The 26,125-nt window shown below is 55.1% G+C and carries 38 protein-coding genes; 2 read left to right on the top strand and 36 right to left on the bottom strand.

Translation table 11 applies throughout. From position 1 onward, the window contains the following. Positions 1-248 precede the first annotated feature (248 nt). Entirely contained in the window at positions 249-896 is a 648-nt protein-coding gene (locus GST84_26835) for a hypothetical protein (protein XGB15928.1), read from the bottom strand. A gap of 339 nt (positions 897-1,235) precedes the next feature. Between GST84_26835 and GST84_26830 the strand changes: the two genes are divergently transcribed. Further along, positions 1,236-1,814: an N-acetyltransferase gene (locus tag GST84_26830; GenBank protein XGB15927.1), complete on the top strand. Its 579-nt coding sequence runs from the start codon at positions 1,236-1,238 to the stop codon at positions 1,812-1,814. A 47-nt stretch (positions 1,815-1,861) separates the two neighbouring features. Here the strand turns inward: GST84_26830 and GST84_26825 are convergent, their stop codons facing one another. From GST84_26825 to GST84_26655, 35 genes are all read right to left on the bottom strand, one after another. Continuing rightward, a complete protein-coding gene (locus GST84_26825) occupies positions 1,862-2,230 on the bottom strand; it encodes a hypothetical protein (protein XGB15926.1) in 369 nt (122 codons plus the stop codon). A 6-nt stretch (positions 2,231-2,236) separates the two neighbouring features. Further along, the gene (locus tag GST84_26820; GenBank protein XGB15925.1) at positions 2,237-2,746 is read right to left on the bottom strand and encodes a hypothetical protein; all 510 of its coding nucleotides are present in this window, start codon (positions 2,744-2,746) and stop codon (positions 2,237-2,239) included. Between the two features lie 35 nt (positions 2,747-2,781). Continuing rightward, positions 2,782-3,102: a hypothetical protein gene (locus GST84_26815; protein ID XGB15924.1), complete on the bottom strand. Its 321-nt coding sequence runs from the start codon at positions 3,100-3,102 to the stop codon at positions 2,782-2,784. 175 nt (positions 3,103-3,277) lie between these two features. Further along, positions 3,278-4,159: a hypothetical protein gene (locus tag GST84_26810; GenBank protein ID XGB16084.1), complete on the bottom strand. Its 882-nt coding sequence runs from the start codon at positions 4,157-4,159 to the stop codon at positions 3,278-3,280. 230 nt (positions 4,160-4,389) lie between these two features. After that, complete coding sequence (locus GST84_26805) at positions 4,390-4,941, bottom strand: hypothetical protein (protein XGB15923.1); 552 nt, start codon at positions 4,939-4,941, stop codon at positions 4,390-4,392. Beyond that, positions 4,938-5,096, bottom strand: a complete 159-nt coding sequence (locus GST84_26800; GenBank protein XGB15922.1) for a hypothetical protein — start codon at positions 5,094-5,096, stop codon at positions 4,938-4,940. The genes GST84_26805 and GST84_26800 overlap by 4 nt, the downstream gene beginning before the upstream one ends. Next, positions 5,093-5,437, bottom strand: coding sequence for a hypothetical protein (locus GST84_26795; GenBank protein ID XGB15921.1), 345 nt, complete (start codon positions 5,435-5,437; stop codon positions 5,093-5,095). Before GST84_26795 ends, GST84_26800 begins: the two co-directional genes overlap by 4 nt. Before the next feature lie 411 nt (positions 5,438-5,848). Further along, positions 5,849-6,208: a hypothetical protein gene (locus GST84_26790; protein XGB15920.1), complete on the bottom strand. Its 360-nt coding sequence runs from the start codon at positions 6,206-6,208 to the stop codon at positions 5,849-5,851. 221 nt (positions 6,209-6,429) lie between these two features. Beyond that, entirely contained in the window at positions 6,430-6,621 is a 192-nt protein-coding gene (locus GST84_26785; GenBank protein ID XGB15919.1) for a hypothetical protein, read from the bottom strand. A gap of 336 nt (positions 6,622-6,957) precedes the next feature. Then, positions 6,958-7,290 carry a hypothetical protein gene (locus GST84_26780; protein ID XGB15918.1) on the bottom strand — a complete coding sequence of 111 codons (333 nt, stop codon included), beginning with the start codon at positions 7,288-7,290 and terminating at the stop codon, positions 6,958-6,960. Positions 7,291-7,304: 14 nt separating this feature from the next. Continuing rightward, entirely contained in the window at positions 7,305-7,502 is a 198-nt protein-coding gene (locus GST84_26775) for a hypothetical protein (GenBank protein ID XGB15917.1), read from the bottom strand. A 229-nt stretch (positions 7,503-7,731) separates the two neighbouring features. Next, positions 7,732-8,148 (bottom strand): hypothetical protein, encoded by a 417-nt coding sequence (locus GST84_26770; GenBank protein ID XGB15916.1) that lies wholly within the window; start codon positions 8,146-8,148, stop codon positions 7,732-7,734. A 166-nt stretch (positions 8,149-8,314) separates the two neighbouring features. After that, positions 8,315-8,521 carry a hypothetical protein gene (locus GST84_26765; GenBank protein XGB16083.1) on the bottom strand — a complete coding sequence of 69 codons (207 nt, stop codon included), beginning with the start codon at positions 8,519-8,521 and terminating at the stop codon, positions 8,315-8,317. 851 nt (positions 8,522-9,372) lie between these two features. Next, a complete protein-coding gene (locus GST84_26760; protein XGB15915.1) occupies positions 9,373-10,020 on the bottom strand; it encodes a hypothetical protein in 648 nt (215 codons plus the stop codon). Positions 10,021-10,311: 291 nt separating this feature from the next. Further along, on the bottom strand, positions 10,312-12,198 hold the full coding sequence (locus GST84_26755; GenBank protein ID XGB15914.1) for a phosphoadenosine phosphosulfate reductase family protein: 1,887 nt from the start codon (positions 12,196-12,198) through the stop codon (positions 10,312-10,314). Positions 12,199-12,461: 263 nt separating this feature from the next. After that, on the bottom strand, positions 12,462-12,989 hold the full coding sequence (locus GST84_26750) for a hypothetical protein (protein XGB16082.1): 528 nt from the start codon (positions 12,987-12,989) through the stop codon (positions 12,462-12,464). A gap of 257 nt (positions 12,990-13,246) precedes the next feature. Further along, the gene (locus GST84_26745; GenBank protein ID XGB15913.1) at positions 13,247-13,477 is read right to left on the bottom strand and encodes a hypothetical protein; all 231 of its coding nucleotides are present in this window, start codon (positions 13,475-13,477) and stop codon (positions 13,247-13,249) included. A gap of 311 nt (positions 13,478-13,788) precedes the next feature. Continuing rightward, positions 13,789-14,025 (bottom strand): hypothetical protein, encoded by a 237-nt coding sequence (locus tag GST84_26740; protein ID XGB15912.1) that lies wholly within the window; start codon positions 14,023-14,025, stop codon positions 13,789-13,791. Positions 14,026-14,039: 14 nt separating this feature from the next. After that, the gene (locus GST84_26735) at positions 14,040-14,453 is read right to left on the bottom strand and encodes a hypothetical protein (GenBank protein XGB15911.1); all 414 of its coding nucleotides are present in this window, start codon (positions 14,451-14,453) and stop codon (positions 14,040-14,042) included. A gap of 75 nt (positions 14,454-14,528) precedes the next feature. Beyond that, positions 14,529-15,155 (bottom strand): hypothetical protein, encoded by a 627-nt coding sequence (locus tag GST84_26730; protein ID XGB15910.1) that lies wholly within the window; start codon positions 15,153-15,155, stop codon positions 14,529-14,531. A gap of 107 nt (positions 15,156-15,262) precedes the next feature. Beyond that, complete coding sequence (locus GST84_26725; protein XGB15909.1) at positions 15,263-15,640, bottom strand: hypothetical protein; 378 nt, start codon at positions 15,638-15,640, stop codon at positions 15,263-15,265. A 65-nt stretch (positions 15,641-15,705) separates the two neighbouring features. Further along, complete coding sequence (locus tag GST84_26720; protein ID XGB15908.1) at positions 15,706-16,212, bottom strand: hypothetical protein; 507 nt, start codon at positions 16,210-16,212, stop codon at positions 15,706-15,708. A gap of 698 nt (positions 16,213-16,910) precedes the next feature. Next, positions 16,911-17,387: a hypothetical protein gene (locus GST84_26715; GenBank protein XGB15907.1), complete on the bottom strand. Its 477-nt coding sequence runs from the start codon at positions 17,385-17,387 to the stop codon at positions 16,911-16,913. 13 nt (positions 17,388-17,400) lie between these two features. Further along, complete coding sequence (locus GST84_26710) at positions 17,401-17,766, bottom strand: hypothetical protein (GenBank protein XGB15906.1); 366 nt, start codon at positions 17,764-17,766, stop codon at positions 17,401-17,403. 101 nt (positions 17,767-17,867) lie between these two features. Beyond that, entirely contained in the window at positions 17,868-18,185 is a 318-nt protein-coding gene (locus GST84_26705) for a hypothetical protein (GenBank protein ID XGB15905.1), read from the bottom strand. A gap of 69 nt (positions 18,186-18,254) precedes the next feature. Next, positions 18,255-18,554 carry a hypothetical protein gene (locus tag GST84_26700; GenBank protein XGB15904.1) on the bottom strand — a complete coding sequence of 100 codons (300 nt, stop codon included), beginning with the start codon at positions 18,552-18,554 and terminating at the stop codon, positions 18,255-18,257. Between the two features lie 507 nt (positions 18,555-19,061). Beyond that, on the bottom strand, positions 19,062-19,313 hold the full coding sequence (locus GST84_26695) for a hypothetical protein (protein XGB15903.1): 252 nt from the start codon (positions 19,311-19,313) through the stop codon (positions 19,062-19,064). Between the two features lie 166 nt (positions 19,314-19,479). Further along, positions 19,480-20,877 carry a replicative DNA helicase gene (dnaB, locus tag GST84_26690; GenBank protein XGB15902.1) on the bottom strand — a complete coding sequence of 466 codons (1,398 nt, stop codon included), beginning with the start codon at positions 20,875-20,877 and terminating at the stop codon, positions 19,480-19,482. A gap of 58 nt (positions 20,878-20,935) precedes the next feature. After that, positions 20,936-22,465 (bottom strand): replicative DNA helicase, encoded by a 1,530-nt coding sequence (gene dnaB / locus GST84_26685; protein ID XGB15901.1) that lies wholly within the window; start codon positions 22,463-22,465, stop codon positions 20,936-20,938. A gap of 162 nt (positions 22,466-22,627) precedes the next feature. Next, positions 22,628-22,882 (bottom strand): hypothetical protein, encoded by a 255-nt coding sequence (locus tag GST84_26680; GenBank protein XGB15900.1) that lies wholly within the window; start codon positions 22,880-22,882, stop codon positions 22,628-22,630. Between the two features lie 220 nt (positions 22,883-23,102). Further along, positions 23,103-23,633, bottom strand: coding sequence for a hypothetical protein (locus GST84_26675; protein XGB15899.1), 531 nt, complete (start codon positions 23,631-23,633; stop codon positions 23,103-23,105). A 201-nt stretch (positions 23,634-23,834) separates the two neighbouring features. Beyond that, positions 23,835-24,014, bottom strand: a complete 180-nt coding sequence (locus tag GST84_26670; protein ID XGB15898.1) for a hypothetical protein — start codon at positions 24,012-24,014, stop codon at positions 23,835-23,837. Between the two features lie 45 nt (positions 24,015-24,059). Continuing rightward, on the bottom strand, positions 24,060-24,395 hold the full coding sequence (locus GST84_26665; protein ID XGB15897.1) for a hypothetical protein: 336 nt from the start codon (positions 24,393-24,395) through the stop codon (positions 24,060-24,062). Between the two features lie 32 nt (positions 24,396-24,427). Beyond that, complete coding sequence (locus tag GST84_26660) at positions 24,428-24,802, bottom strand: hypothetical protein (GenBank protein ID XGB15896.1); 375 nt, start codon at positions 24,800-24,802, stop codon at positions 24,428-24,430. A 372-nt stretch (positions 24,803-25,174) separates the two neighbouring features. Continuing rightward, positions 25,175-25,477 (bottom strand): hypothetical protein, encoded by a 303-nt coding sequence (locus GST84_26655; GenBank protein ID XGB15895.1) that lies wholly within the window; start codon positions 25,475-25,477, stop codon positions 25,175-25,177. Positions 25,478-25,605: 128 nt separating this feature from the next. On the opposite strand from GST84_26655, the gene GST84_26650 reads away from it, so the two are divergent. Further along, positions 25,606-26,007, top strand: a complete 402-nt coding sequence (locus GST84_26650) for a hypothetical protein (GenBank protein XGB15894.1) — start codon at positions 25,606-25,608, stop codon at positions 26,005-26,007. Positions 26,008-26,125 lie beyond the last annotated feature (118 nt).

The raw sequence follows: 26,125 nt of genomic DNA, 5'->3' as shown, positions 1-26,125 counted from the left end.
CATAGAGCGGCTCAAACCGCCGAACCCATGGCGGCTCGATTGAACCTTTACCGAAATTGTTCGGCTGAAAGCGGAAGGCTCTCTGGAGCAAATTGTAATGCGAGCTGCTTGTTCGTGGGGAATTACGCGAACTTTGTAACATAGTGATAGCTTTGTCGGTCATATAAGTCTTCCGGATTCGGCCTCACAATTGGAGCCGAATTCTTCCACGTAATAGAGTTCGAATCTAATTTGCCAATGCGGAGCTATCAGTGCTTCTCGGGGGATTGGTGGACTCGGATGCGTCCATCTCCGCTGATGCTGAGACCTGGAACCGTATCGATACCGATCAACATTTCAACAGCTGAACGCACTCTCTTGATGTTCATGGCAGTCACCAGAACTCCCATTTTTTTGAGGACGGCAATCGGTGTTGCTCCCTCACCCCTGGTTTCTGCCGGCATACCGACAAGGGCTTCATAGACTCCATCAACGAATCTGTTTTTCCCGGCCCGGGTAGGTCGCAGAGTGGACACGTGCGGCCGCACCGTACCATCGAAAATCACAGTGGTACCGGCCCTCTCGATTTGGGCTGCTAGGTCCTGGGCAACCCGAACCATTTCTTCGCTGACGTTAGACGCGAGCTGAAAGCGGATCGCCTCCGGCGCCAGGCGCAGCAGCGATTGTAAGGAGCTGTGCAGATGCTCGGGAGTGCTGTCCTGGGTCACCTCTAGCAGCAAAGGGGCTTGAATCGTAGGTGGCCGAGTCAACGCAGCCAGCGCGGTGTTCCAATCGCGGTGCCCATGGATGGCTGCAACAGCCTCAAGGCTTTGGCTATGAGTGACTGGCATGTTGTGACGGGCCAAGTGGGCGCGTAGGCGCTTGGCCTGTATTTTGAACGTCTCAATCGTCGACATGATGGCTTCTCGTTGTTCCGGCCGCGGTGCGCGTCGTCCCTCCGTTGGACCTGCCGGTGAGAAACACCATTTGGGTTAAACCTTGCTTTCACCGTGCCAGTTGGCGGAGGGGGCAGGCAGCAAGTAGCCGTGCTCCAGAGGCTATTGCAGACTGCCGTGACAATCAAGCATAACGCTCTCAATAACTGGGAATGGGTGAAACCAGAACATGTCTCCGGGCACCTAGCTGGGCCTGGTGTGCGATGATTGATTTATGGCTCTGGAAGCACCGCCGTTCGCCACCGGTGCCTACGTGACCAATGCCCCTTTCCTCCTAAAGCTACCCTCCTGGACCTGGCCATGCCTTTGATTGACCGTCTTCGTCACTACCTCCAGCGGAGAAAAGTCGCCCGCCTCGATGCGCAGGCGATTGGACTGCAGCTAAGCACTCTGCGCAGCGAATCAACTCGCGGACACTTCGTTTTCCCAGGATTGAGCATAGTGGCAGCCATCGAGCAACACGGGCAGAAAGTCGGCTGGATTCGCTACTGCGTTAGCCCGCTGAATGACCGGGTATACATCTGCGAATTTGAAGTTGCCTTCGATCAGCAACGCCGTGGTTTGGGTCAGGCAACCCTATGGAAGCTCTGGCAGCAGTACCAGGTCCCCCTGTCCCCTATGCACGAAAAGGGCTCGTCCATTGGGTTCTGGGCTAAAGCACGCAAGCGTTTTGCCGCCGCTGGGGTCGAATTGACCCCTAACATCAGCACCGCGCACCAGCCCGGCGAGCAGCAGCGATGGAAGCATCTGGTTCCAGAGTGTGAGTTCGAACGGACCATGCGTGAAGTGATGGCCTCACCCGAGTGGCCATCCATAAAGGCGCGGTTTGATGCGGAGTATGGCCCACACAGGGAAGGCAGACCCCGCTCACAATTGTGAGTCTAGTTGACACAAGTGTGAGCGTAGACTCGGGGCCGAAGGCGCAGCTATTTTGCGATGATCTTTCGTTGTGCCAGCGTGGCAAAAATTGGGATTATGAGCCTGGCGACTGGAAGCACGAACCCACTAATAATGATAGCGCACAAAAGCACGAACACCGTGTCTCCATACATGCCTTTTAGAGCGGACGAAACAAGCAACGGCAGCAATATTGCGGGAAGGATATAGACTACCGATGCAATCCAGCGAGCTTGAACCCTTTCCAAACATACAGCAGCAACAGCAGCAATTAGATTACCTATTGTACCCATCAGGATATTGTCATCGCCCAGCAAAGACATGACGATATGCATGCCAGTAACGTAAGAACTTGCTGCCAGGACATAGGCTAAGAAGCTCACTTTAGTTTCACTCATGATGCCTTACTCTTCTGAGCCAGTGCAAATTGCCGTGAGAATTAAAACTACAGCCCCGAGACCTAGAACTACGAAGGTGACACATGCAGTCCCTACGGCAATCCTATCTAGCAATGACACACTGCTATCCAGTGGAAATTTTAGATTTTCGGACGCAGCAATAACTGCACATGCAGCCGGTATAGTCAGAAAAACGAGGATTGCAACCATTAAGCCCGCAAACCATGCTGATGCTCGAAATGCATCATTCCCTAACTTATAGCTCACACCGAGAGACCAAGCCGCGGCGACCAAAGAAATGCAGTTGATCCAAAACGCCGGAGTAGTATCTGTGTAGTTATGTGTGATAATTCGCGCCCAGGCGTACCAAACCGTGGGTACAGCAATCATCAACGCGACAATCCCGGCGATACCCGCCAATACTCCTAGTCCAATCAGAACGTAAACTACAGATGACCCCATAGCTGCAATAACGCTAGGAGCCTGACTTTCATCAACCTTGAGTTGTTCATTCATCATACTATTTCCTATGTGAATTTCCTGACCACCACCTATGCCTTATTTTTTACATTCATGAGGGTGAAAACTGGCTTAGCCAGAATGGAAAAGACACCGACAGAGATTAATACAAATGGAGTCGGCACGCCTACTAGGTGCGATCCAGCAATAACCTCTACAAGACTTTCAAATGGAATATTTGGGTCAGACGAAGGAATGAGCTGCAATTGGATTCCAGATATCAACCCAAACATCGCGGGAAAAAGCCAGCCCCCGTAGTACACAGCGAGGTCACGCATCGCTACGAAAAACAGAACAATTGCAATTGCGGGGCCAAAGATGAAAACCATCAGTAGGCCAACTAGCATCCCCATATCTAACCTTCCTTTTCAATTTTCACTGAGCAGCTGGCCAGGGTCGGCAGACCACAGACCGACGCATACTAATCCATAACGCGTACGTATAATACTGAAAAATACAGTCACACACCAAACAGAATCACGACCCCGAAGTACTCGTCTCGTCATACACGTCGACCTCCCTGCCTGCTCAAGGAAGATCTGTGTCCGTCTCCAGGCTGATTCCTGCGGCAGGCTTGTCATCGCGAAGCCCGATGAACACCGGGTGCCGGACCTTACCGGCAGGGGTGAACTCGGCAAATTGCACTTCACAGACCTGCAGCGGCTCCAGCCAAACTACATTCCTGCCCAGTTGTGGCGGATTACACAATGCAGAACCCTCTCGCGGCAGATGCACAAGGGAGGCGCTAAGGATTAGGGCGCTGATTCTGTCGATGCCAGAACTCACACGGCCGGCATACACCAACCGCCCATCATCATCATGAACACCCAGCAATAAGGAGCTGATACCAGCAGCCGATCTGGTCAGACCGACAATCACAAACTCGGCCCTATTCCAGCACTTGAGTTTAATCCAGGTACCGTCCCGCTCTCCCGTGTAGAGGCTGCCATCGCGCTTTCCAACGATGCCCTCCAGCCCCATGCGAGCACAGTTGGCAAGAAGCTGCAGTGGATCAGCATCGAGCGATGGACTGAAACGGATTTGTTCGAGGGGGCAGTAATCCAGCAATGCCTCAAGAGCCTGGCGACGCAGCTCAAGCGGCTCACCACGCAAGTCCGCTCCATTCAGGTAAGGCATGTCGAAAATGGCGTAATGGAGATCGTCGGTTTGTCCGGCATCGAAAGCAGGTTTCAACATGTGGAATACCGGCATGCCGTCCTCCTGCTGGAAAACCACCTCTCCATCCAACCAGGCCGAGTGGACTGGAAGCCGAGCAAGACTCTTGGTTATCCGGCGAAGCTTCCTTGTCCAGTCGTGGCCATTCTTGGTGAACAACTGGACGATCGGACCATCAATCCGTGCAAGGAAGCGATTGCCATCCAGCTTTGGTCTCCCAATGCCAGATCCCAGCCGGCGGCTTAGTCACCATGCTCACCAGCTGCGGGCTAATCCCCTCAGGCATCGGTACTTTCTTGCCGGCCATAACGATCTCGCCTACAGGACCTTGATTCCCAGTTGAGTGTTCAGCAGACGAAAAGATCCGAAGCTTTCTCCGCAAAGACGCCAGCGGCTTGATCACCATGCCCGGGCAAAAAATGCCTTTGGGTCCGGGTTCGGTTTTCGTGGGGATAGCCGTGGACTCAGGGTTGTTCTTTAGACTTGATCAAGGCTTCCAAGCTCGGCATAACATTGTCGTCGAGGTGATCCAGCATACGCTGGCTCAGATGGTGCTCATTGGGGATAACGATGCCCTCTTGGCTCGCCCATTCCCTGAGGACGCCCAGGAATACCATGCTGACGGTGTGACCATCCTCCATGTACCGGAGTAGGAAAGCCTTCAGCCTTCCGCGCCCTTCATCGGAATGCAGATCAAAACCGCCCGGCACATCATGTAGCCGATGCGCAATGATGTTTCGTTGCTGGAGGAAGCGATGCAACGTGTCATCGAAGGTGGGATGCAGTTCAACCCGCTCCCGAAGCGCTTTGAGCAATTGTCCCAGCGTGGCTTTCGAATATCGCGCCAGCAGGAGCTGTACCTGTTCAACAGTTTGCAGGGGCTCGCCGTGCAACGGGAACGTAAGGCAACTGCTCAAAAGGCGTTCGACGCCCTGCCCTGCGATTATCGCAAGACCCAGTGTTTTCAACACATCGTCCTGTATTGGCTTGTAGCCCGATGGCGCTTGATCTTTCATGATCGGATTCCCATTTGCACGGGTCGTTCGCCATCTTCAAGCGGCAGCCCTGCGGTTTGCCGAATCATCTTGATTGCAAAGCGTAGGCTGGCTGCGCCACTTTTCAGGCTGTCCAGTGGAACGGTGAATTGGTTGCTCGGGGCGTGGTAAATCATCGGTGTTTTCCTTGAGCCTCGGGTCGTACACATGATTGATGATTCACAAGCCAACCAGACCGATGTTTGTCATCTGCATGTTTTGCCCGCTCCATGGTCAACACGCATCGTTGATCCAGGAGCGCGACCTTAACAGTTGCGGTGTCACCCTCGATAACTGGCTCGTCCACGACAGTAAACATGGTCATCAAATACTCAGGAGCCAAAGCTTTTGCTGCCGCCGCAGAACCCGGCTCAACTATCTCCAGGCGCACTGGCTTGGTTTTATTACTGTTCATCACAGCTGTAGAAAGAATCCCCAAAACCACGAAAAAAGTTAAAACTTTAGCTGCTGTGTTCATTCAATTTTTCCCGCTCGGTCCAGGGAACGCTTACCGTGCCCCTCTACGGACTCGGCCCAGCGCGTGACTGGGCTTCGTGTGCGCTTGGTGCGACTTCCCTATTCATTCGATTCGGGTTGAGTGTCATCTTTGGGTAGCGGTGCTACCGGACGGAATATGGATATCGACTCACACATGAATTGCATTCCCGAAAAACAGACCGCTAACGTCAGAATGATTCCTATGAAGCCCAACACCAAATCGTCCTCGCCCGGTAGGCCCGATAGAGGTATACGGAGCAACCAGATTGAACAAATTACTAAAATAGCGAACCAAGCGGATACTGACTTAACGGCCGCCGCCATTTACCTATTCCTTCTGATGAGTGTGACAGCCATACAACCTACGCTACTAAATCAGCAGAGCGATTACCTATCGTGCTGCGCCTTGGCGAAGCGCCTCGTTATCAGCCTTGAGCTGGTCAATCTCCGCAAGCAGAGCCAGGATGGCAGGCGCGTTGGCGGCGGCGTAATACTCAGCCAGCTTTTGCGCATCCTCCGCTGCATCCCACTGCGCCGTGTTTACTGTCAACACTTGTGACTTATCGTCATCCACGCTGACCTGGCCAACACACCAATTGCCCGTTACTTCCTCGCCATCTTCAGCCCCTTCCGGCCAGCACCCAGTCATGTAATCCCAGCCTTTTGTTGCTTCAGCCAGCACCTTAAGTTTCGCTTTATCGACGATCACGGCTTGCTCCATTTTTCGATAATTTTCAGGCAGCGCTTGCACGTTACTTGATCCTTGTATGGCGTCAGTTGCGCATCGCCGACTTCGGTGCCGCACATCAACTGTTCCGGCATGTCCTGGTCAGCCTCTGTGCCGCCGTCCCAGTCGTCGTAATGCAGCTTCAGCTTACTCATGGCGCGATCCTATGATTCGACGACGCTAGTCACCTTGGCTCCCGCAGCCATCAGGGAGGGCAATAGGAAGATTCATGGAGTTTCCCTTGTTCAATTTGCGGAAGCAGCTTGGGCACGCTCTAGATATTCATTTGCTTGGCGCCCCAGCAGCTCGGCAACCTGGAGGCCCTGTTCACGCTCGGTCTTATCATCAGTCCACTCAAGCAAACGCAGGTGGTCAGCAGCTTCTTTCAAAGCGATGAAGCGGGCGTACAGTTCATCAGGGGCGAGGCGCTTGGCCATGGGGGCTTCCTTGTTAGCGTGCGGTGGCTTCGAGGCTAAAAGATTATTCTATACGCCAACTTTTATCAAGTGGATATTATCCTATAGGACAACTATTTTACTAAAAAAAGCCCGAGATAGCCGTCTGGAGGGAGGATTTTCGCCTGCCCACGGAAATCAACAAGCACTTAAGCAGCCGCCAAACGTGAAGATGCGCTCCCACTGGCATTTAGCGTGTTAGGTCCCGTACTCTCTGACCTGGATGAAGGTCCATCGGAGCAAGCTCCAAGTTCCTTTCGTTGCGCGAAAAAAACCCGGCCGAAGCCGGGTGGGTGTTTCGTTGGACGGGAGATGGTGTCAATAGCCTTGACGTTGAATGAAGCCGGTGACTGACTCTATGGTGGGTTTAACCAGCAAATGGTATGCAAGGAAATCAAATTCCTGTAACTGCTCATCCCATAGTGCCAATTGATCTGAGTCGAACGACCAGCGCTTGCCACCATAGGAAAACTCCGTCCAGCCATCGGTCTCCTGGCCTTCGGAACTGGAATCCGCTGTAGACGTCTCCTGGTCGCTGACAATAGTCGCTTCGGTTACCTCACAGCGGCTTCGGCACTCATCCAGTTCTTTCTGTGTCATAACGGCATCACGCACTTGGCCACCAAGCAGGTAGGTCACTTTGTATTGCATATGGTCTTTCCTTGTTAGATGGCGCGATTGATACGAGCGAGCTGCACGGGCACAGTGCCCGAACGATAGCTATCACCAAACAGAGTCGCCCCCATGAAGCCGCGGCGTTTGATGTCCGAATTGCAGACGGTGCGTAGTTCGCCGTTGTGGAGGACTGTATCGCCAGCACGGATTGTGTTGATGTGAGTATCAACCGTATCGTAGTTGGTCATGGTGTTACCTTTTGGTTAGACCGATCGCTGATGAAAAACAAGAGGCTGTTCAGACTGCGGCACGTCGAGCCTCAGACATCCAAAGGCTGCGAATGCATTTACAGTCAACTGCTTTGTCGCGTTCACCCTGCTTCTTCAAGAGGATTAATATGCGATTTACACGGCGGGCGTGCTGTACGAAGTGGTTCACATTTTTATTCATCTTTGCTCCCTATCAAGCGCCTTGCGCTCAATTCCCTTTGTTGTAATAGAAATTCACACCGCCCTCATGGAGCAAATAAACTACTTCGCAGTATCGATCGGTCACGTCCGCATGAGACTTCCCGAAATTAGCGGCCAACTTGCATTTTATACGTGCCGTCCTTACGGGGCCTTGAACTTTAGATTCAGGTAGCTCTTCAATAGCCTGACCCAGTGAGTCAGCTGCTGCCTTACGATACGAAAGAGTTTCTACTTCGTTTGAAAAGACACTCACTGCATCATGACCGAGAGGGAGTGGCTCAAAATACTCGCGAACTGAGCGAGGTACTTGCTCCATTATCCTGGGATAACGATCACCGATGAGGCCTTGCTCTTTGAGAACGGATTGAGCATGCATTTTCTCAGGAATGGTGCAGCTGGTTTTAACCGCGATGAAACAGGTCATGGCATACCTCGACGTTGTCCTTGTGCCAATGAGATGAACCACACCCAGCATGAAGATCTGCCTCCGGCCCTGGTGCCGGAAGAATGAACAGCGGCGTCACCCTGTTGCGACCCCGGATTCGACCCATAAAAAACCCGGCCAGGCCGGGTTGAAGGTCGGTGATGCCTTATGCCGTAGAAGCTTCCCGGCGCACCGGGACCATGCCGCGTGAATAGGGCATACCAATAAACACAGGGCTTTCTGCAAGCTGGCGCCAGGTAGTTGCGTCATCAGCCAAAAACTGGTCATCCGCACGCATCTTCTCGCCTGGCGCCAATAGGCGATAACCGGTTGCCTGTGTCCGGTCGGCACAGGCGATAAGTGCTGCAAGCACATCGGCAAGGCGGACATAATTGCCGTCCTCGGCCTGGAATTTTTCAAGCACAGCGATGTACGCCGGCAACTCAGCCAGCTGGGCTCTCAACAAGTTGCATTCGCTCCTGAGCTCAGCGACGGTCGAAGTATCAGGTTCATGACGCTGTAACGCCCCGATCGTGATCAGCGCCTCGCGGAACTGATCAACGTAATGCTCAGTGCTGGCTGCCGGGAATTTATTCAACAGGCATTCGTCGTCGATGGGTGCGCCTCCATCTTCGGCTTCATCAGACGGCTCACCTGGAACCATGAAGAATGCGCGCTCCACTGCACCCAGGTATTCAGAAAAGCGCTTGATGTTACCAAGGTTCGTCAGCAGAACGCCCACAGGTTGCCCATGGTGCAGGCCAATCACATCGTACACGCGAGCCATGTCGCGCTGCTCTGCAGTCGGCACGGCCGGAGCCTTCAGATAGACCTCGCCACCACCCTCCTCGTCCGTGATCGAGCCATGAGCAATCAGTAGTACCTGGTCCGCATGCTCCAGCGCTGCAATGCCGCCCTCAAGCAGCCACTCAAGCCGCAACCCATCCACATCAGCCCGTGTCACGGCGACGGCTTCAACCCGCACCGCATCCTCGCTCTTTGCGCCAGACCGGAACTCCAGGAGCCGCTCCCCTTGTTCTGTGATCTGCCATAGGGCTGGGCTTCGCTGAACGCGCTTGAGCAACCCCAACTGGGTGAGAACATCAAACCACTGGGCCCCGATGTCAGCGCCCTGGCCATCGCCGGCGCATTCGTCGAAGCGCTGCAGTTTTCGGATCACCAAGTTAGCGAAGGGCGGCAAGCCTGCCAGCTGTCCAGAACCGTTCATGCTGCCGCCGCCTCGACCGGTTGTGTGAGCGCTTGTTGGACTGCTTGAACGATCCGTAGCAGGTACGTGTAGTCCGGGTTTGGTTCGGTAGCTCGATCGACGGGGTAATGCCATTCATCACCGAACAGAAGGGATAGGAGCTCGGAATGACTCCAGCAGTCCCGTAACGACTCAACATCGCGAAGCTCATCGAGCCGCCTGTACAGCGAGCGAGCATCCTCTGCGTCGAGATACCCCAGTTCCCAATCGGTACCGCTCCGCTCGCGCCGGCGATCGATGATGCACCGTGCTGAGAGCTGTTTAAGAGCCTTTGCGCTGAATCGAGTGCTGCTCAGGCCGCGGCTTAGGCAATTCAGGATGTACTCATCACTGCACTTGGCAACAAATTCAGTCACCGTCCTTGTACCCATGCCGCCCCAGTAGGAAGTCCAGCTCTCGCCAGCACAACGGATGGTCAGATTACCCTGACCGGAAATGTGATCTGGGGCCTCGCTACGTGGAGACGCCCGGCTTCCAAGATCCTCCAGAAATACGGTGATGGGGTCGAGGTTCACCCCCCCAGTGATTACTAACTTGGTCACCGCAGAACGCTCGACATTTAAGCGCGTGGCTGATGATCCATCGGCATTGCAATCCAAACCCATACACTCCTCGCTAGATTGATTCATAACGCGTATGCATACGCTACATGGATGCGTATAGACTGGAAAGCCCCTTCTGCGACGACGGGGCGGCCTGCTGGGACAGCGGGGATGCTTGCCCCTTGTGTGATGGGCTGTTATCAATCAGGGCGCAACCCGCGTCACTCGCGTCCTTGGTACCACGGACCTGTCAAAGTAACGCTCAAGGTTGCGGCCGGTGACGGATGCAATGCGAACCAGGTGTTCGCGTCATCATAAAAAAAGGCCACCCCGTAAGAGGTAGCCTTTGATGAGTTAAGCAAATAGATCCGAGATCGCCGAATTTTGACTTGAGGCATCAACCTTCATCGAGTCCAGGATCTGTTCGTGCTCGGCGTTACTGATCGAATGATAGCGTATGTAGGAACGCAGATCGGTACCGGCCAGATCACGCTCCATGCGTCGCCAGAATTGCGCTCGGCGGGCCATTGCATCGTACTCAGCAGCCTTTCCCTTGGCCAATTTGACCATCCCTCTGTTCAAGTAGAACTTGGCGCTGTCAGTTGGAGCCAGGCCTTTTGCCATCGCGTAGAACGCATCATCGAAGGCGTCTACGAAGCACATTGCATCTGCCGGGTCGATTTCCATCTCGTCGGCTTCTTCGAAGTAGACGATATTGCGATCCTTGCCCTCAAAGCGGTCTCGGATCGTTCGCATCGCCGGACGTTCAGGGTATCGGTGTTTGTTGGTGGCTTCGAGGTAAGCGTCCTGTAAGCCCATCTCCTGCGCCGGGCTCTGCCAGTCGTCAAACTTGAACCAGCGCTGCTCTGGGATGATGCCCTTCTCCGTGGAAGTGACATCATCGATCAGGTAGCGCTTCCCTAAGACACGGATCTCGTACCACTCCGACAAAGCAGGGAAGGCATGGTCGAAGCCGTAGCTCAGTGACCAGGCGAAATCGATGGCCAGCAGATTCTTCGCGGTGATGAATTGGAAGGTGCTCCCACGAAGGATTTCGTTGGACTCCGTCCTTTCCAGTTCGCTGCGGAACATCCGCGCATCGTGCTCCTCTGCCCGCTCTTCCTCCAGCACATCCAGAGTCAGCAGGTACCGCAACAGCTCACGGCGCATCTCTGCGTTGTAGGCTGTTCCTGTGACGTTGATGTAGCCGGCGTCCGAGGTTGTGCGCCCAATCCAGTCTCGACGCCCCATGTCCCAGCGGGTGTTGATCAGATGGTTCCTGAAGCGATTTATGCCCGCCATGTGGCCGTGTTTCTCGGGCGCAGACGCAATCATTGCTTCCATCGATTTGTCGCGCTCACCGGTGACCGTGCACCAGGCACAGCCAAAGCGAGAGCCGCACGCCGCCTTGTTACCACCGTCGCCGGTGATGATCGCGCACGTGCCTTCATTGGCTTCCTTGTAGAGCTCCAGGCACCAGTCGAAGCTGTCGACGAAGGTTCGATAAGGACCACCTCGCTTCGCCTCGCAAGCCATGAGGAACTCCCACACCTCCTCCATCTCCCAGTCGGCGATGATCGAGCAGTTGTACGAGCCATGCTCATTGAGCACCAGCCGCCCGGCCTCCTCCTCACCTCGTTCGCGCATGTTAGCGGCACGGGTTGCCGACTCCGACAAACGAGTGCCCACGAAGGTCACCAGCTCACCAGGAGACTGCAGGGTCGAAAGAAGGTGCTTGAGCGCTTTCTGCTGCGGGCGCAGCTTCCAGTCGACCGAGCAGCTTCGAGAGGCACCAGCGAAAACCGGGAGTTTGCCGCGACCCAGGGTGGCATAGGCAAATGTCGAGGTCATCGAGGGCTGCACTTTGACAACTGTGATTGGCAGTCCGAGCCTGGTGCAGTACGCCTCCAGCTCAGTGATCATCGCCTCGGCGTAAGTTTCCATTGCTGGATTCTCTACAGTGGTCTGAGCATGACTGACAAAAGCCGCCGGCACGTACAACCCAGCCTCGACACGGCGCCGGATGGCCTCCAGCATCAGTACCAGCACGACAGTGCTGTCTTTACCGAACGAGGTTGCCGAGCTACATGTGAATCCTTGATCGATGATCTGGTCGATGTGCGCAATGCAGGCTTCCGCCCGCGCAACGATCCGGGCATAGCGACCAGCACTGCCCAAGGCAGGAACTGCGTGGGTGTAGTCGTTTACGGCGATCAGTTCGGGTACAAGCATCTGATTCATGTTGGCATCTCCAGGAGGAAGTAGGCTTCGTATCCTGGGGATGCTCAACACCGAGCATGATTCTTGAACTTGATGACATCGCCCCCCACCCAACAGCCTTAGGAGCCTCTATCATCATCGTTGACGTTGTACATGCCCGGTGCCAGTCTTTCGGGGGGGATTTGCTATGAAAACAGGCCGCACAAAACCGATGGGTCTGTTTCACTGACCTCAGGTCACTAGCTGTTGACTGGAGGCAAAAATAAAGCCGTTGAGGTATTCGATCAGTCTGCCTCGGGGGGGCGAGGGCGAACTGCAGCCGCCCACTGCTCAAGAATGTCCCCATGCGTCGCCAAGAAAGCCTTGTGCTCGGCTTCCTGCTCAGCAAGCACCTCGAACACACGCGTAGGCCAATCCATGAAGGTGACATCCCTCATCTCGTTGTTAAATGCGTAGATGCTGGCGCAGGTGACCCGATTTCCGCTGCCTGGATACAGCGAGTATCGAAACCGGTCACGAATTTCAATAACCTCCATAACCCGGACCTGGGCAATGATCGACAGGACAATTAGCATGGCTTGGGTCATTGCACCTACGTTCTTGCCGACCTTGCGCAAGTAGGCTGGCCGCTGACTCACAGGTTTGGCCAACAGCTCCCGGATGAAGACTTCCGATTCTGATTCGAACGCATGAAGTTGCTCAACTGAAAGGGCATCGAAGGCCTCTTTTACCTGCACCAGGTCGAAGGCACTCTTCAACCAAGTTGCCAACGCCAGTGCATCCTGCCAGGCAAACTGCTCGTAGCTAGCCATGTGCGCATTGCGCGGATCTGCTTTTTGCCGCCTCATACCCCAGAATCCCTAGCATAAAACTGATTATTTTCTTGGTGATCACATGCTCGCAGCGCGCAGACTGCGGGCGGGTACTGAGCCTAAAGGGTTGGCAGTTTGGCCGCAAGGAGAGGAATGGATGTGCTTAGATCGGAAAGACACGCGACTGCAAGAAACCGTGACGGAGCGGGCTGACGGTGCAGACAGACTTGTCAGCCCCAGTCCGATAGTAAGGAATTCTATGAACTCAACCTGGAGTCCGACTCCAGTGCATCAGCGAGCTGGCTGAACGCATCAGCAAGGCGCCGCATCTGGCCAATTTCGTCTGCCAAATCCCCATCCAGATAGCGATACTCAAGCGTGCCGCCGAAAGGCCCGGTGTCAGGAAAAATTCCGCCGTAGCTCAACTGCTCATTGACGTGCTTTTCAGCCCGGCTGATCCGCTCGCTAGCATTCGTTTCTGTAGCCATGCTTTCGCTCCGTGAAACGCGCCTCAGAGACCATAAGGCCGGCAGTGTTCGAGTTTATCAGCGAAGGCATATCGCAAAGGTATCTGCCCAAACGCCGCAAAATCCACCATCATCAGGCAAAGCCCCACTATTGCGAAAGGTTTTGCCCAAGCTTTCGGCCTAACGAACTGGAGAACAAAAATAAAAATCGCAATTCCACAGAACCAAACTATTGAATTGCTGCAAGAGAAAGGTGAATCAAGCATAACGTTCCTTAGTCAAATTACGGGGTGTCCGTTACTGGATGCCGGTGCAATGGAGCGACTTTCTGGTCAAATTTCGCTACTGCCGATCCACTCGCCACCGAGGTAGCCATCGGCGCCGTCGCGGGTGATTGGCTCATGCTCGTACGCAACAGTCATCAGCTGCTGGTGCGTCCAGCCCGCTGCAGGTGCAGCAAAAGCTTTGAGCACATCTCCGGCGAGAGAACGGATTTCAAAAGCCTCGTACTTCACTGCAGAAAGTACGTCCGGCTCACCTGGGCGCTGTTCGGTTACGACATTCAACATGGCATTTCCCGTAGCTATTCAGCTTTCGGACGAAGCGTGTAGGCAGCATGGCACTCGTTGCAATACACCCCAAAGGCTGTGATGGGTGAAATAGCAAATAAGCCGTCGCTATTCACCAACGGCCACAACTCTGCTTTGTATTCGTTGCGGTGACCACACCATGGACATGGCACGGTAATGCTCGAAAGACCAGGTGAAATCACAGGGGCTACTTCTGCTCGCGCTGATGATTGTTCTTGAACCTCGAAGCGATGCCTACAAAGGCAGCACTCATACAGGTACACATCGTCAGGCAGCTGATGGCAGCCTTGTGGCTGCTCAGCTACTTGCCGACCAAGCGCACCGGATTCACAAGCCGGATTGGTGCAGAACCCTTGCAGGTGATGCCCGAAGTTCTCAGTATTTCCTGTGATGCGATCCAACTTCATACGTCACCTTAATGTCTCGACGGCCACGCCCAACCCTGTGATGCGGTTGGTGGCTTTTTCCGTGTGCGGTACCGCTCATTCATCGTCCTCGGGATAGGTCCATTCGTTGCCAAATGGGTTCACCCAAATAACCCTGGGGAACCGAAATCGCGGAAGCATTTCAGCGAACGTCAATTTGACGTCCGGCGCATCCTCAAAACTTGTGCGCCGCGAGCTCGCAGGGTCGGGAATGTGTTCTTTCACCAGCCGGGGATCGGCCCACCCGCCTGGGAACTCGCCCCCTTCGGCCTCGACCACGGCCAACGCCTGCTCAACCGAACGAGCGACGACCACGTACTCATCGCCGATGTACCAGGCACGCAGCGGCATGTGGCGCTCCGACTCCTCCAACCTCAGCAGTTCTTCAACACTCTGCAGCGCTGCGGTGGCGTCCACATTATCAGGCGCAGCGTCAGCTGCCTCGCGCCTTCTGGCGAGCTCATCGAACCAGTACAGATGGTTGTGGTAGACCGCTGCGTCGGCGGACTCCTGCGCCCGGGCAGCCTTTCGCGCCGCCCAAGCGTCTGCCACTGATCCGGTACCAGAAGCAGCAAGCCATTGGCTACGTTCGCCGTCGGGCATGCAGTTCCACCATGCCATACCCGCCGCCTCGTCGGCTGTTGGCGAGCGCTCCGAAGAATCTGCTTTCGGCGGTAATGTCATAGCATGCCTCCTGTAGCGGTCCAATGTTGAGGCGAGAAAAATGCGCCTTTGTACACTGCTTGCCCTGCCAACGACCGCCCAAGGTCGGGAGCAGCGGGTTTCTATGGTCAGCAGGTCGTCCCGGCGATTTCTCGAAGGTCACTGAGGATCTTCGAAACGACCACAGATAATTGACCGGAATTAAGCGCAGCGTCTCTGATTGTGGTGCCAACAGCCTCGTCGCGCCAATAGTCGTCAACAATCGAAGCAGACGCTTCGACCTGCCGATAAACGTAATTATTGAGCAGGACCCCTGGCACATGTTTCAAAACAAAGGCCATGGCACCGCGCCCGTGCAGCTCAACGCAGGCCTGCAGCAGGACCGTCATTTCATCAAAGCGACCATCTTTCGCCAGCTCTCGCAAACCTCCAAGAGCTGGTTCGCTGATGTGTTTTTGGTCCCAGTTTTGAAAGAACTCTGTAACGATCTCTTCTAACGCTCGCATCCTGCTACCTCACTGATAGGTTTAACAAGGGTGAAATCTGCCTATCTTACACCCCCGAGTGGAAATTACGCCCGATTCTGCTTGAGTCGATCAGCTTCCAGCTGCTGTTCATTCTTGGGTACAAGCTCGACGTGTACGCGACAATTAGAGATGATTGCTTCTGCCGTCGCTGGAGACAAGCTTTGCAAGTCTTTGATGTCGGCAGCGACCGCAACGCTTTTTTGATTTTTATCGACCCAGTCCGTATAAGGTCGGATCACATCAATGATGCCTTCACGTTTCAACGACTGGTCGGCCATCAGCTGCTCGTAGTCGCCGCACAGACCTTCCCTCGCGAAATACAGATCAATGTCGATCGCTGAAAGCGTCTTCTCGACGGGAGTACAGCCGTAAAATTGCACCAAGGCTTTTGCAATACCACTGTTCCGTACCGAAGCCGATTCGTCCAGCTGGTCCTCAGCCAGAAACTGACAGTAGATCGCTGCCCGTGTTGGGTCAATCGATGAAGCCAAGTACTCCGACTGGTCGCCCCGGTCGTAGTTATGAAAAATGCGGTAAGTCTTCTCGGTCATGGACTCGTTCTCCTGCTCGATAGCGGACAAAGTTGCCGCTCTCCTACGGCTACGGCCCCACGGATAAGGCGGGGCTTAGATGCAACTAGTGCGTTTGCTCGAACAGTCAGGACTACGCTCCACGGGAGTGTTCGACGCCCCAAAAGGCCAAGCCTGTTATAAATGACATGAAGCTAACCGTTGCCACGACATATAGAGGGGATTTCCCTCTGCCCAAATGCGGTCATCGTGAAAGCAAATAGATAATTCGGTGAAACACGCGAACAAAAGTAAAATGTAACTTCGCTTCATTCGCCTCCATTTCCTGGGCATAACATATTCATAGGCCGACGCTCCTACTTAACCCAGCTTGCTACGCTGGTTGTTCGCATCTAGCTTGGCCCGAATTTCTGCGTCAGTGTCACACACAGCGCTTGTGGGGCTGATTCCCGAAATGCTGCGGGCCATGTATGACGCCAAGACATAGAATAGGAGAGCGCTGATGTACTCAGATCTGCTGTCAAGCGCTATTAGGATGAACCAGATCACGGCCGCACCGAAAAACGAAAGAACGCGATTTCTCGTCACTGGACGGCTTGAATCCATTGCTCTACTCATACAGGTCCTTTACGGTTACGCGGGCGCGGAAATCACACCTGCCTTTACGGCCTCACCCCCGGTTTATCAGCCCGGGGCTTGGGGTGCAGCTGAGCGATTTTCTAAACCTTTTTTCGCAGGAACCGCCCCCGGCGAGCGGATGCGGGTTGAATACCATCAGCAATATCGAGGGCATCGTATTCGCGGCTTAGCCACTCATCCAGCGACCACGGGGATAATCCTTCCACCTCGGTAGCAGCCTGCAACCGCCTGTAAGCTTCTTTGTCTAGAGGGTCGTACTCAGCCAAATAGGTATCCATCCTGGCTCCCCACGTTGTTGCTGCACGCCCGTAGCAAAGCACTGCTGCAAATGTTGCACACGTCACCAACGCTGACGGCCAACCGGAACCTATGGCCCATATGGTGAGGCCTCCAGATACCATTCCAGCCGCCAACGCAAGTGCCATGCGTGGGCCGATCGAAGGGCGTTCAAAGAAGAAACGCGAGCAGGCTCGAATACGGCCCAACTGCTTGCGGCGCTTGGCTGTATCCGGAGCTTGCCCCGGCTGCTTGCCGCCCTTTATCACTCGTAGGTTCATGGCGTTTTCCTGCTTACTTCGACGGTTTGTGCAACGGATCGGCACCGATGAAAACTTCCTCGGGAGCCTCGGGCCACTCGCGGCGAATCACATCGAAATCGCCCTGGTTCCAAAGCCGCAGGAACTGCATGCCATCGTCATCGTGCAGGGCGAACTGGATAGCGGCCACAGCCGCGTCATTCGCCATGATCGAGAATCCCGGTTCTTGGAGAAAACTCAAATCAGGAACAGCGCCTTTCTCGGCAATGACGGTGATCGATGCACGCTGGCCCGGCAGTTGCCCGACAGGCACAACGTGCAAACGCATTTCCACGCCCTTTGGCACCTTCCAGCCCAGCGCCTCGACTTGCTCCCGTAATGCATCGTTCAAAATTGCCATATCGTTTCCCTGATTGGTTCCATAGGCCGAAATGCCCTATTTCTACGTCCGCGGCCCCAGCTTTTGAGGGCCGGGGCATATTGTGTACCTGGTGCGAATTCCTATGTTTCCAAGGTGCTGGACAAAAGCGAAAGCAGATTGTCCTTTTCGGCAATATCACTCGGCTGCGATTTGACGATTTTCTCCAGCACTGCGCGATGCGCTGGAGACTTGCCAAGCACTTCTTGAGCACGTAGCTTCGCGCCTTTTAAAACTGCTTCACGCTGAAGCGCTTTCTGATCCCGTGCCCAGCAAGCGAAGCGATGTGTCCAATTTCGATGATGGGTCATCACCAAGGCCATTTTGTAGGCTGCTACAGCGCTGCTGACTTCGCCTTCAACTGGATCGGTGGTGACGTCCTTCGCTTGTAACCAAGGCATACGGTTTTCCTAGCTGTTCCAGACTTTCCAAACAGGCTGCGAGTTCTCGCAGGTCGCCGATTTACGTGATCAGTTCCTGGTGTTCGTTTCCAAAACGGTTTGGATGGCATCAGCACTGAGTTGCTGCGCCCTCAGCCCCTCATCAAACATGAGCTTTGGCTGCTCTGCCCGGGAGATCTGTACACGAAGCTGGTCAAGGGCAGTGTCGATCTTCAGTTCAGCAGCTTTGAATTCTTTGTCGGACGCTTCCCCAGGCACGAAGGAAACGCTCTCATGCCCCCAGCTCAAAATTAGCAAGTCGCGCAGGGTCAGCTTCACCGAGATTTCGGTGTCCAGGTCCGCTTCGGAATAGTCGTACAGGGTACTCATCGGCACAGTTCCTTTCCGGTGATGGTCGGGGTCGCGAAACCCCCGCCCCCTACCGTGAAAGCCCGCTTGGCGGGCTGGCGATTCAACATTTTTCTTATGCATTTGCGTGATGCCAAGTTGATCAGTCACTCGGTATCAGCAAGCGCGCAGAATGTTGTGCGAGATTCTCGCAAATGAATCGTAACACGTACGCATAATACTGGTAAATGATGATGGCTCAGATGAAATCGCATCGCGTACGGAGTGGGTTGCGTTTTCACACAATAGCCGCTCCTCGCGCAATTAGCGGACTGCCAGCCCAAGCTCCAATCCGAGGAACCAGAGGATATCGCCATACAATAGAAAACCCCAGCCTTGGCCGGGGTGGGTGAAGCGTTTACTGAAAGCTGACCACGCAACAGGGGTACTCGTCAGAGCTGCGTGCGGTGATGGCTAAGCGGAAAAGACCCTGGACATCAGTCAGCCGGGGTTTTCCTTTGATCAAGACCAGGACCTGCAGCCGAGGCTTCATTGGCGTGATTCCAGTTCAGCTCGGCGGGCGGCGGGCGAGGGAGTTTCTTTGATCAGGCGGGCAAGGAAGGCGGTGTAACTGGCCTGCTCGTTGATGTGCATGATGTGCGCGATAAAGTCTTTTCGCTTCCGTTCCAACCACTGCTCAGCGGCGACAGCTTGGCAAGAAAGGCGCTGCGTGTAGATGACGTAGTCGTCGAGAGCTACCTGTTGGGGCCAGGTCAGTTCAGATACGTTCAGGTTGTGCATGTGGCATCTCCAGGAGGATGTAGGCTTCGTATCCAGGAGATGCTCAACATTGAGCATGAAAGCAGTGGGGCATGATGATCCGCCGCCCTGCCAACTTACTGCGATCATCGCGACCATAGGGCGGGGCCTGGGAGATAGCGGCCGACACTAACCGATCAGGGAGTCATCACTCATCATCGTCGAAGTTGTACATGCCCGGCGCCAAGTTCTCGAAGCGAGTGTACTTGCCGATGAACGCCAGCCGCACAAAGCCGATCGGGCCGTTACGTTGCTTGCCGATGATGATCTCCGCCACACCCTTGTGCTCGGTCTCGGGGTGATAAACCTCATCCCGGTACACGAACATGATGACGTCAGCGTCCTGCTCGATCGCACCGGATTCACGCAAGTCGGAGTTCACCGGGCGTTTGTTCGGGCGCTGCTCCAGGGAGCGGTTCAGCTGCGACAGGGCGATGACAGGGCAGTTGAATTCCTTGGCCAGGGCCTTGAGGGAACGAGAGATCTCGGAGATTTCATTGGTCCGGTTGTCGCCGGCAGAGCCCGGGATTTGCATCAGCTGCAGGTAGTCGACCATGATCATGCCAATCTCGCCGTGCTCACGGGCCAGGCGGCGTGTGCGTGCCCGCATTTCCGAGGGGCTGATGCCGGCGGTGTCGTCGATGAACAGTTTGCGGTTGTTTAGCAGATTCACCGCTGATGTTAGCCGCGGCCAGTCATCATCATCCAGCTGGCCGGATCGCACCTTGGTCTGGTCGATGCGGCCGAGCGACGACAGCATACGCATGATCAGCGACTCACCTGGCATTTCGAGCGAGAACACCAGCACCGCCTTCTCGGACCGAAGCACCGCGTTCTCCACCAGGTTCATGGCAAAGGTGGTCTTGCCCATCGATGGCCGGCCGGCCACGATGATCAGATCGGCCGGCTGGAGGCCGCTGGTCTTCTCATCAAGGTCAGTGAAGCCCGTCGACACACCGGTAATGTCGCTGTCGGAATTGAATAACGTGTCGATGCGGTCAATGGCCATGGTCAGCAGGTCTTTGACACCCACCGGGCCGCCGGTTTTCGGCCGGGCTTCAGCGATCTGGAAAATCTGCCGTTCGGCCTCGTCGAGGATCTCCGCAGCGTTCCTGCCTTCTGGGTTGAAGGCACTGTCCGCGATGTCGGTGCTAATACTGATCAGCTGGCGCAGGGTCGCCCGCTCCCGGATGATCGCAGCGTAGGCCTTGATGTTGGCAACGGATGGGGTGTTCTTTGCCAGCTCCGCCAGATAGGCCAGCCCGCCGACCTGGCTGCTTAGGCCTTCCTTGTCCAGACGCTCGTGCAGCGTCACGATGTCGAAAGGTTCGTTCAGGTCCGCCAGCTTAGCGATGGCGCGGAAAATCAGCCGGTGATCATGCCGGTAGAAATCGCCGTCGGAGACCTGATCGAGCACGCGCTCCCAGGCGTTGTTATCGAGCATGAGACCACCGAGCACGGACTGCTCTGCCTCGATCGAGTGCGGTGGCACCTTCAGCGAGGATGTCTGTAGGTCGAGCTGCTCTGGAGCGTAATCGTCGTTCATGTGGGCATCTGACTCCGTAAGTTGGGGGCGCTATCGAGTGGCGAGGTAACAGGAGGCTTCACGGGGGCTTTCTTACGCCCTTTCGGCGCCGCCCCCTGCCCTTGCCCTCAACCTTCTTCGCAGCCCCTTCTACGAGCTTCTGGACAGGCATACGGCCAAGTCGCGGGTTGGGGTCAATTCTCTCAACCCCCATTTCTTGATCGGTGAAGTCGTGGGTACCCGGCTCCAAATTAACAAAGCGTGTGTATCGCCCCTCGAAGCCAAGCCGGACGAAACCGGTGGGTCCTTCTCGCTGCTTGCCGATTATGATCTCGGCGGTGCCAGCAAACCGGGAGTCGGGGTTGTACACCTCATCCCGGTACACGAACATGATCACATCAGCGTCTTGCTCGATGGCGCCGGACTCGCGCAGATCGGAGTTCACCGGGCGCTTGTCCTTGCGCTGTTCCACCGAGCGATTGAGCTGCGAGAGTGCAATCACGGGGCAATCAAATTCCTTGGCCAAAGCCTTGAGTGACCTGGAGATGGCCGAAATCTCGTTGGTCCGGTTGAGACCGCCGTATCCGGGGATCTGCATCAGCTGCAGGTAGTCCACCATGATCAGTCCTATCTCGCCGTGCACACGTCGAAGTCTCCGCGTGCGGCTACGCATCTCCGATGGGCTCAGCGCCGGAGTGTCGTCAATGAAGAAGCGATCGTTTTTGTTGAGCGCGTTGGCAGCCTTGGTCAGCTTGGTCCAGTCCTCATTCAACAGCTTCCCGGATCGGACTCGCGACTGGTCAATGCTACCCATCGAGGAGAGCATGCGCGTTAGCAGTGCATCGCCTGGCATCTCCATGGAGTAGACCACGACCACTTTATCCGACCGCAGAACGGCCTCTTCCACAATGTTCATGGCAAAAGTGGTTTTGCCCATGGATGGCCGGCCAGCCACGATGACCAGGTCAGCAGGACGCAACAGGCTCAGTTTGCTATCGAGGTCGACGAAACCTGTCGATAGGCCCAGGGACGCAAGCCCTGACTCATGGGCGGTTTCGATCTTATCGACGGCCTTTCTGAGCAGGGTTTCGATGCCAACCGGACCGCCCTCCTTCGGCCGTTGACCGGCCACAGACAGCATTTTCGCTTCGGCATCATGCACCAGATCTTCCACGGAGCGGCCGGCTGGGGAGTTGGCGCTCTGCTCGATCTCCTCGCACACACCAATGATCTTCCGGAACTGCGAGCGCTCGCTGACTACGCGAGCAAAGGACGCGATGTTGGCGACGGACGGGGTGTTATCGGAAAGCTCTTTCAGATAGGCCAAGCCACCTGCATTCGAGAGCTCACCTGCACGTTCCAAAGCCTCCTGTGCCGTGACGACATCAAGCGCCCGCCCCTCTTCAAGCAGCCTGGCAATAGCCTTGAAAATGAGCCTGTGGTCTGCGCGGAAGAAATCAGATTCGACCACCAGGTCCGAGACACGCACCCAGGCACGTGGCTCGTTCAGCAATCCGCCTAGAATGGCCTGCTCGGCTTCAACAGAATGCGGCAGCTCCCGACTGGGGGTCTGATCGTATTCAGCCGCTAGATGGATATGGTCGTTCAAGCCTCAGGCCTTACTCGTCGAAATGCTGGTGTGGATCGGGCTGCCAGCTGCAATCAGTACCCATAGGTGGTCCTGACCTGCGCTGACAGCTGGGGTTTGGTCACGATGTTCGTTGTTTGGGGGCCTAGAACGCAACTACCACGCGCTGGGTGGCCGGCCGGATCAGAACGTCACTTGGATCAACGTTGCCCGCCCGGTGCGGGTTTGAAAGTCGCAAAGGCCAAACTGCACGAGCCGCGGCTGCCGGTGAGCGATGCAAGTAGCGACCTGGGCGCGGAATGCCGCCAACTCAAGCGGGAGCACTGATCGACCAGTAGCGGCCTGGATCTTATCGCGGAATTCCTGCAGCGCCGCCTCCAAGCCAGCATCATCGCCGGCCTGGCCGGAAGTTTCGGCACTCGGTTTTGGGATCGACATTCAAACTCTCCAGATGGGGCCAAGACTCCGCCTGAGCTGATGCGCAGTCGCGGATTACGATCGCAAGACCGTAACACGTAACTATAATCCTGAAAGATTTACCGAATGTCAAACGGCATATAAGGTCAAGGACACGACCTGTAAGCTACTGAATATCCTATATTTTCAGTGAAATCATGAAGACATTCTAGACCGACTGAAATACAGAACAAGGGAGGATCTAAAGCTCTGCGACCGCTACGACATCGGGTTCCTTCGCCCGGTTGCCCGGCAGCCCCTGGATGTCCGAAGCACTGCCGGCACCGGTATCGAAGACTGGTGCAGCAGGCACAACCCAGTTGTATTGGTGGCCCGACAGCAGCCGTGCTGCGACTTTGTTCGACAGGCTTGAGCGCCAGCGCAAAATCAAGTATTCCTCGACCTCCTTGCGCCCAAACGGGACCGCGCAGAAGGACAGTTCGTAGTTGCTTGAATATACGCTGATCAGGCCCTTTCTGTCCCTAGCGCCAAGTCCGAACAAATCGCAGGTTCTGCGCGCAAAGGTATGGTGCTCAAAGACTGTGAGATCACCCATCCTGGCGCGAAGTGCCGAGGTTTCGCCGACGTAGATTGGAATTTTCTCCTGCCATATCACGTAAACCCCAGCGTCACGTGTGATGTCCTTTTTCCAGTCGTCATCGCCAGCCAATACACGCCGCGGTGCAGCGATGATCGCAGCCTCGTAGTAACGCAGTTGCTCCTGGGTGTTCAAGTGTCTCAGCTCCTGGTACTGCTCTCGTAGGGGGCCGAGCTTCCTCACCCGGCAAATGCCGCTGAATTCTGACTGAATACCACACAAGACTCACTACCGATTTCGCATCCTAGGGCGCCACACCCCAGAGAGAGAGGCAAAGGGCCCTTCGTATTTGAAGGCTGCCAGCACTACTCTAAATAACAATTCTGGGATACTCCCTCAAAGGCGTTTATCGAGGGGCGCGACAAACTTATTTGAGAACGGCTTGTCGTAACCGGCCTTAGAAGCGAGCACACTGAGAATCAGAATCGCACTGACCATTAAAACAACCAAGATTACCCCACCCCACTCGCCGACAAAGGAGCCTTTATCACTTTGGGTTGTATTTTGTTCTGGCATTATGGAGCTCCTATTCATGTGCCACCACAGACGTTCACCCTTGCGTCAACGAAAATCGTAGCAAGCTTTACTGTCCTTGGACTTAAGGCACGCTTTCTGATAACCGGCAGTTGTCTGAATACTCACGATGTCGCCCCTAGCTCCGGACACTGCCCCTTCAAGCTGGTACCAACCCTCAGTAGTTTCCAAGGTCGTAATGGTCGAGAAAGAAGAATGGTGCAGCAGCAGTGATTTAACCTCCCCGGCAGGCCGAGTAACGGTCTCTGGAGCAAAATAGAAGACCCCCCCTGTAACTGCCCCCAGGGCCAACAACAAAGCTGGAGCAATGACCAGAGTATCTCTTACCCGATAATCTAAATCTTTCCATGTTCTGAATATCATATAATCTCATTCCTTAACCACAGCTGCAGGTATCAGCTCATTTTAATTTCGTTCCGGCTCCGAATTCGCTTTTGCCGCCATTTTCGCAGCGCTGCAAATACATCGCACACCATCCCGTGCCAAACCAAAATCAAGACTATCAGAGTAAAATAGTCTGGCGCCCCATCCAAGACAGCAAGCCTTCGCACATCAAAGGCCTCAGTAGATGCAAACATCTTGCCGACCATTGAAACAATCAAGGCAATAACTAATAAAACCACTGCAGAGCGCAATAAACTCAAAACAGTTAGGACAACAAACATTACCAGGGCTTTGAGCGTGACAAGGGTGAAGAACCGAGGGCGCTCACAAACGCCGAGCCAGTTTGTCTTCCAGCCAGAATTACCGTTCTTGTATTTTCTTTTCATATCGACTCAACCTGCACTAATTGCTTGGACTGGAGGGAGTGCGCGAGGCAGAAACCGCATCAACGCCTGGTGCAACCTCAATTTGCGCTTGGGAGAACTGCTCAACTGCACTTCCAGCATCACACCGCTGGACATCAACGCCAGAGCAGCCTGTGGCTCCTGTCCGCTTCTTCTTGAATCCGAACCCATGCCCTGTGGCCAGGTGCACAAACGGCAGTGCCGCCCAGTACCCGACCACAAGCGATGCCGCCTTAGCGGTAAGCCCGGGCAACGTGTATGCGAATGAGCTCGCCGAAAAAGCTGCGATGCAGATGGCGCCAACCACGTAGTTGCGCCGAATTTGTTGTTTGGCGGGCTGCTGGCCTGACGAAATCATGGTGCAGTCCCCTCGAAAGCTTCGGCCTGACGCTCGACTAGCGCGCAGCGCTCCTTCACCCACTCCAGATCTCTAACCCGAATGTCCTGCGCACTTCGGTTGGCATTCACCAGGAGCCGAGTCGCACATCTCGAATCACGGGCCACCGCCTGAATTTCATCAGGTGTCGCAGAGGAAAAACCAGTTCTCAGCTTGCTCAACCCCAGGCCGTTGTAGGCCAGCGGTCCTCCGATCAGAGCGAGCAACGCTACGCCCCAGAAAACCGCACGCTTGCGGGTGTTTTTTTCTGAACTCACCAAGGATCTCCCGGACATGGCTCGCTTGCCGGAATGAAAAGTAACACACAACGCGTACAGATAATTAACCAGTATTGATATCATCCGACGCCCAGGCCACAAGGCCACAGACGAAAGGACACCAAACAGAAATGAAATGGGGTGACTTGAACAAGCGGCGGCAGTGGTGGCTTACCGGTTTTGTCGCATTAAAAATGTGGAATCAGTGGGCGCTCGTGATGATCTGCGCACTGTTCACGGTTGCTGCGTTCTACTACCCAATGCTTCAGATCCGGGAGCTGTACGGGAACCTCGCTTCAGCCATTTTTTACGCCGCAGCATATTTCCTCTGCGCCAAGCACATTGGATTTTGGATCATCAACCCCATCTGTGGGCTCATCAGCCTAAACGACGTCAAGCGAGCATACGGCCCCCTCACCCGTCGGCATGTCCAGGACTGGGTCGTAGATTGGTGTACTCAGCCGGCCGGGTTCGCTGAGGGATCGCCACTGGACATTGCACAGTTCGCCCGGGCAAATGGCGAAGGCAAGTAGTCTCCTCATATGCTGCTCGGACTCGACTCCCCAGCTGAGTCGAGCCGAGCAGCAGCACCACCTCTCAAATAGCAGCCGCACCCTCTCGTAGTCGCATCTGCGCAGCCACCTGAAAACC

The organism is Pseudomonas putida (assembly GCA_041879295.1).
GTDB classification, from domain to species: domain Bacteria; phylum Pseudomonadota; class Gammaproteobacteria; order Pseudomonadales; family Pseudomonadaceae; genus Aquipseudomonas; species Aquipseudomonas putida_Y.
This window is presented reverse-complemented; position numbering and strand designations above follow the sequence as displayed.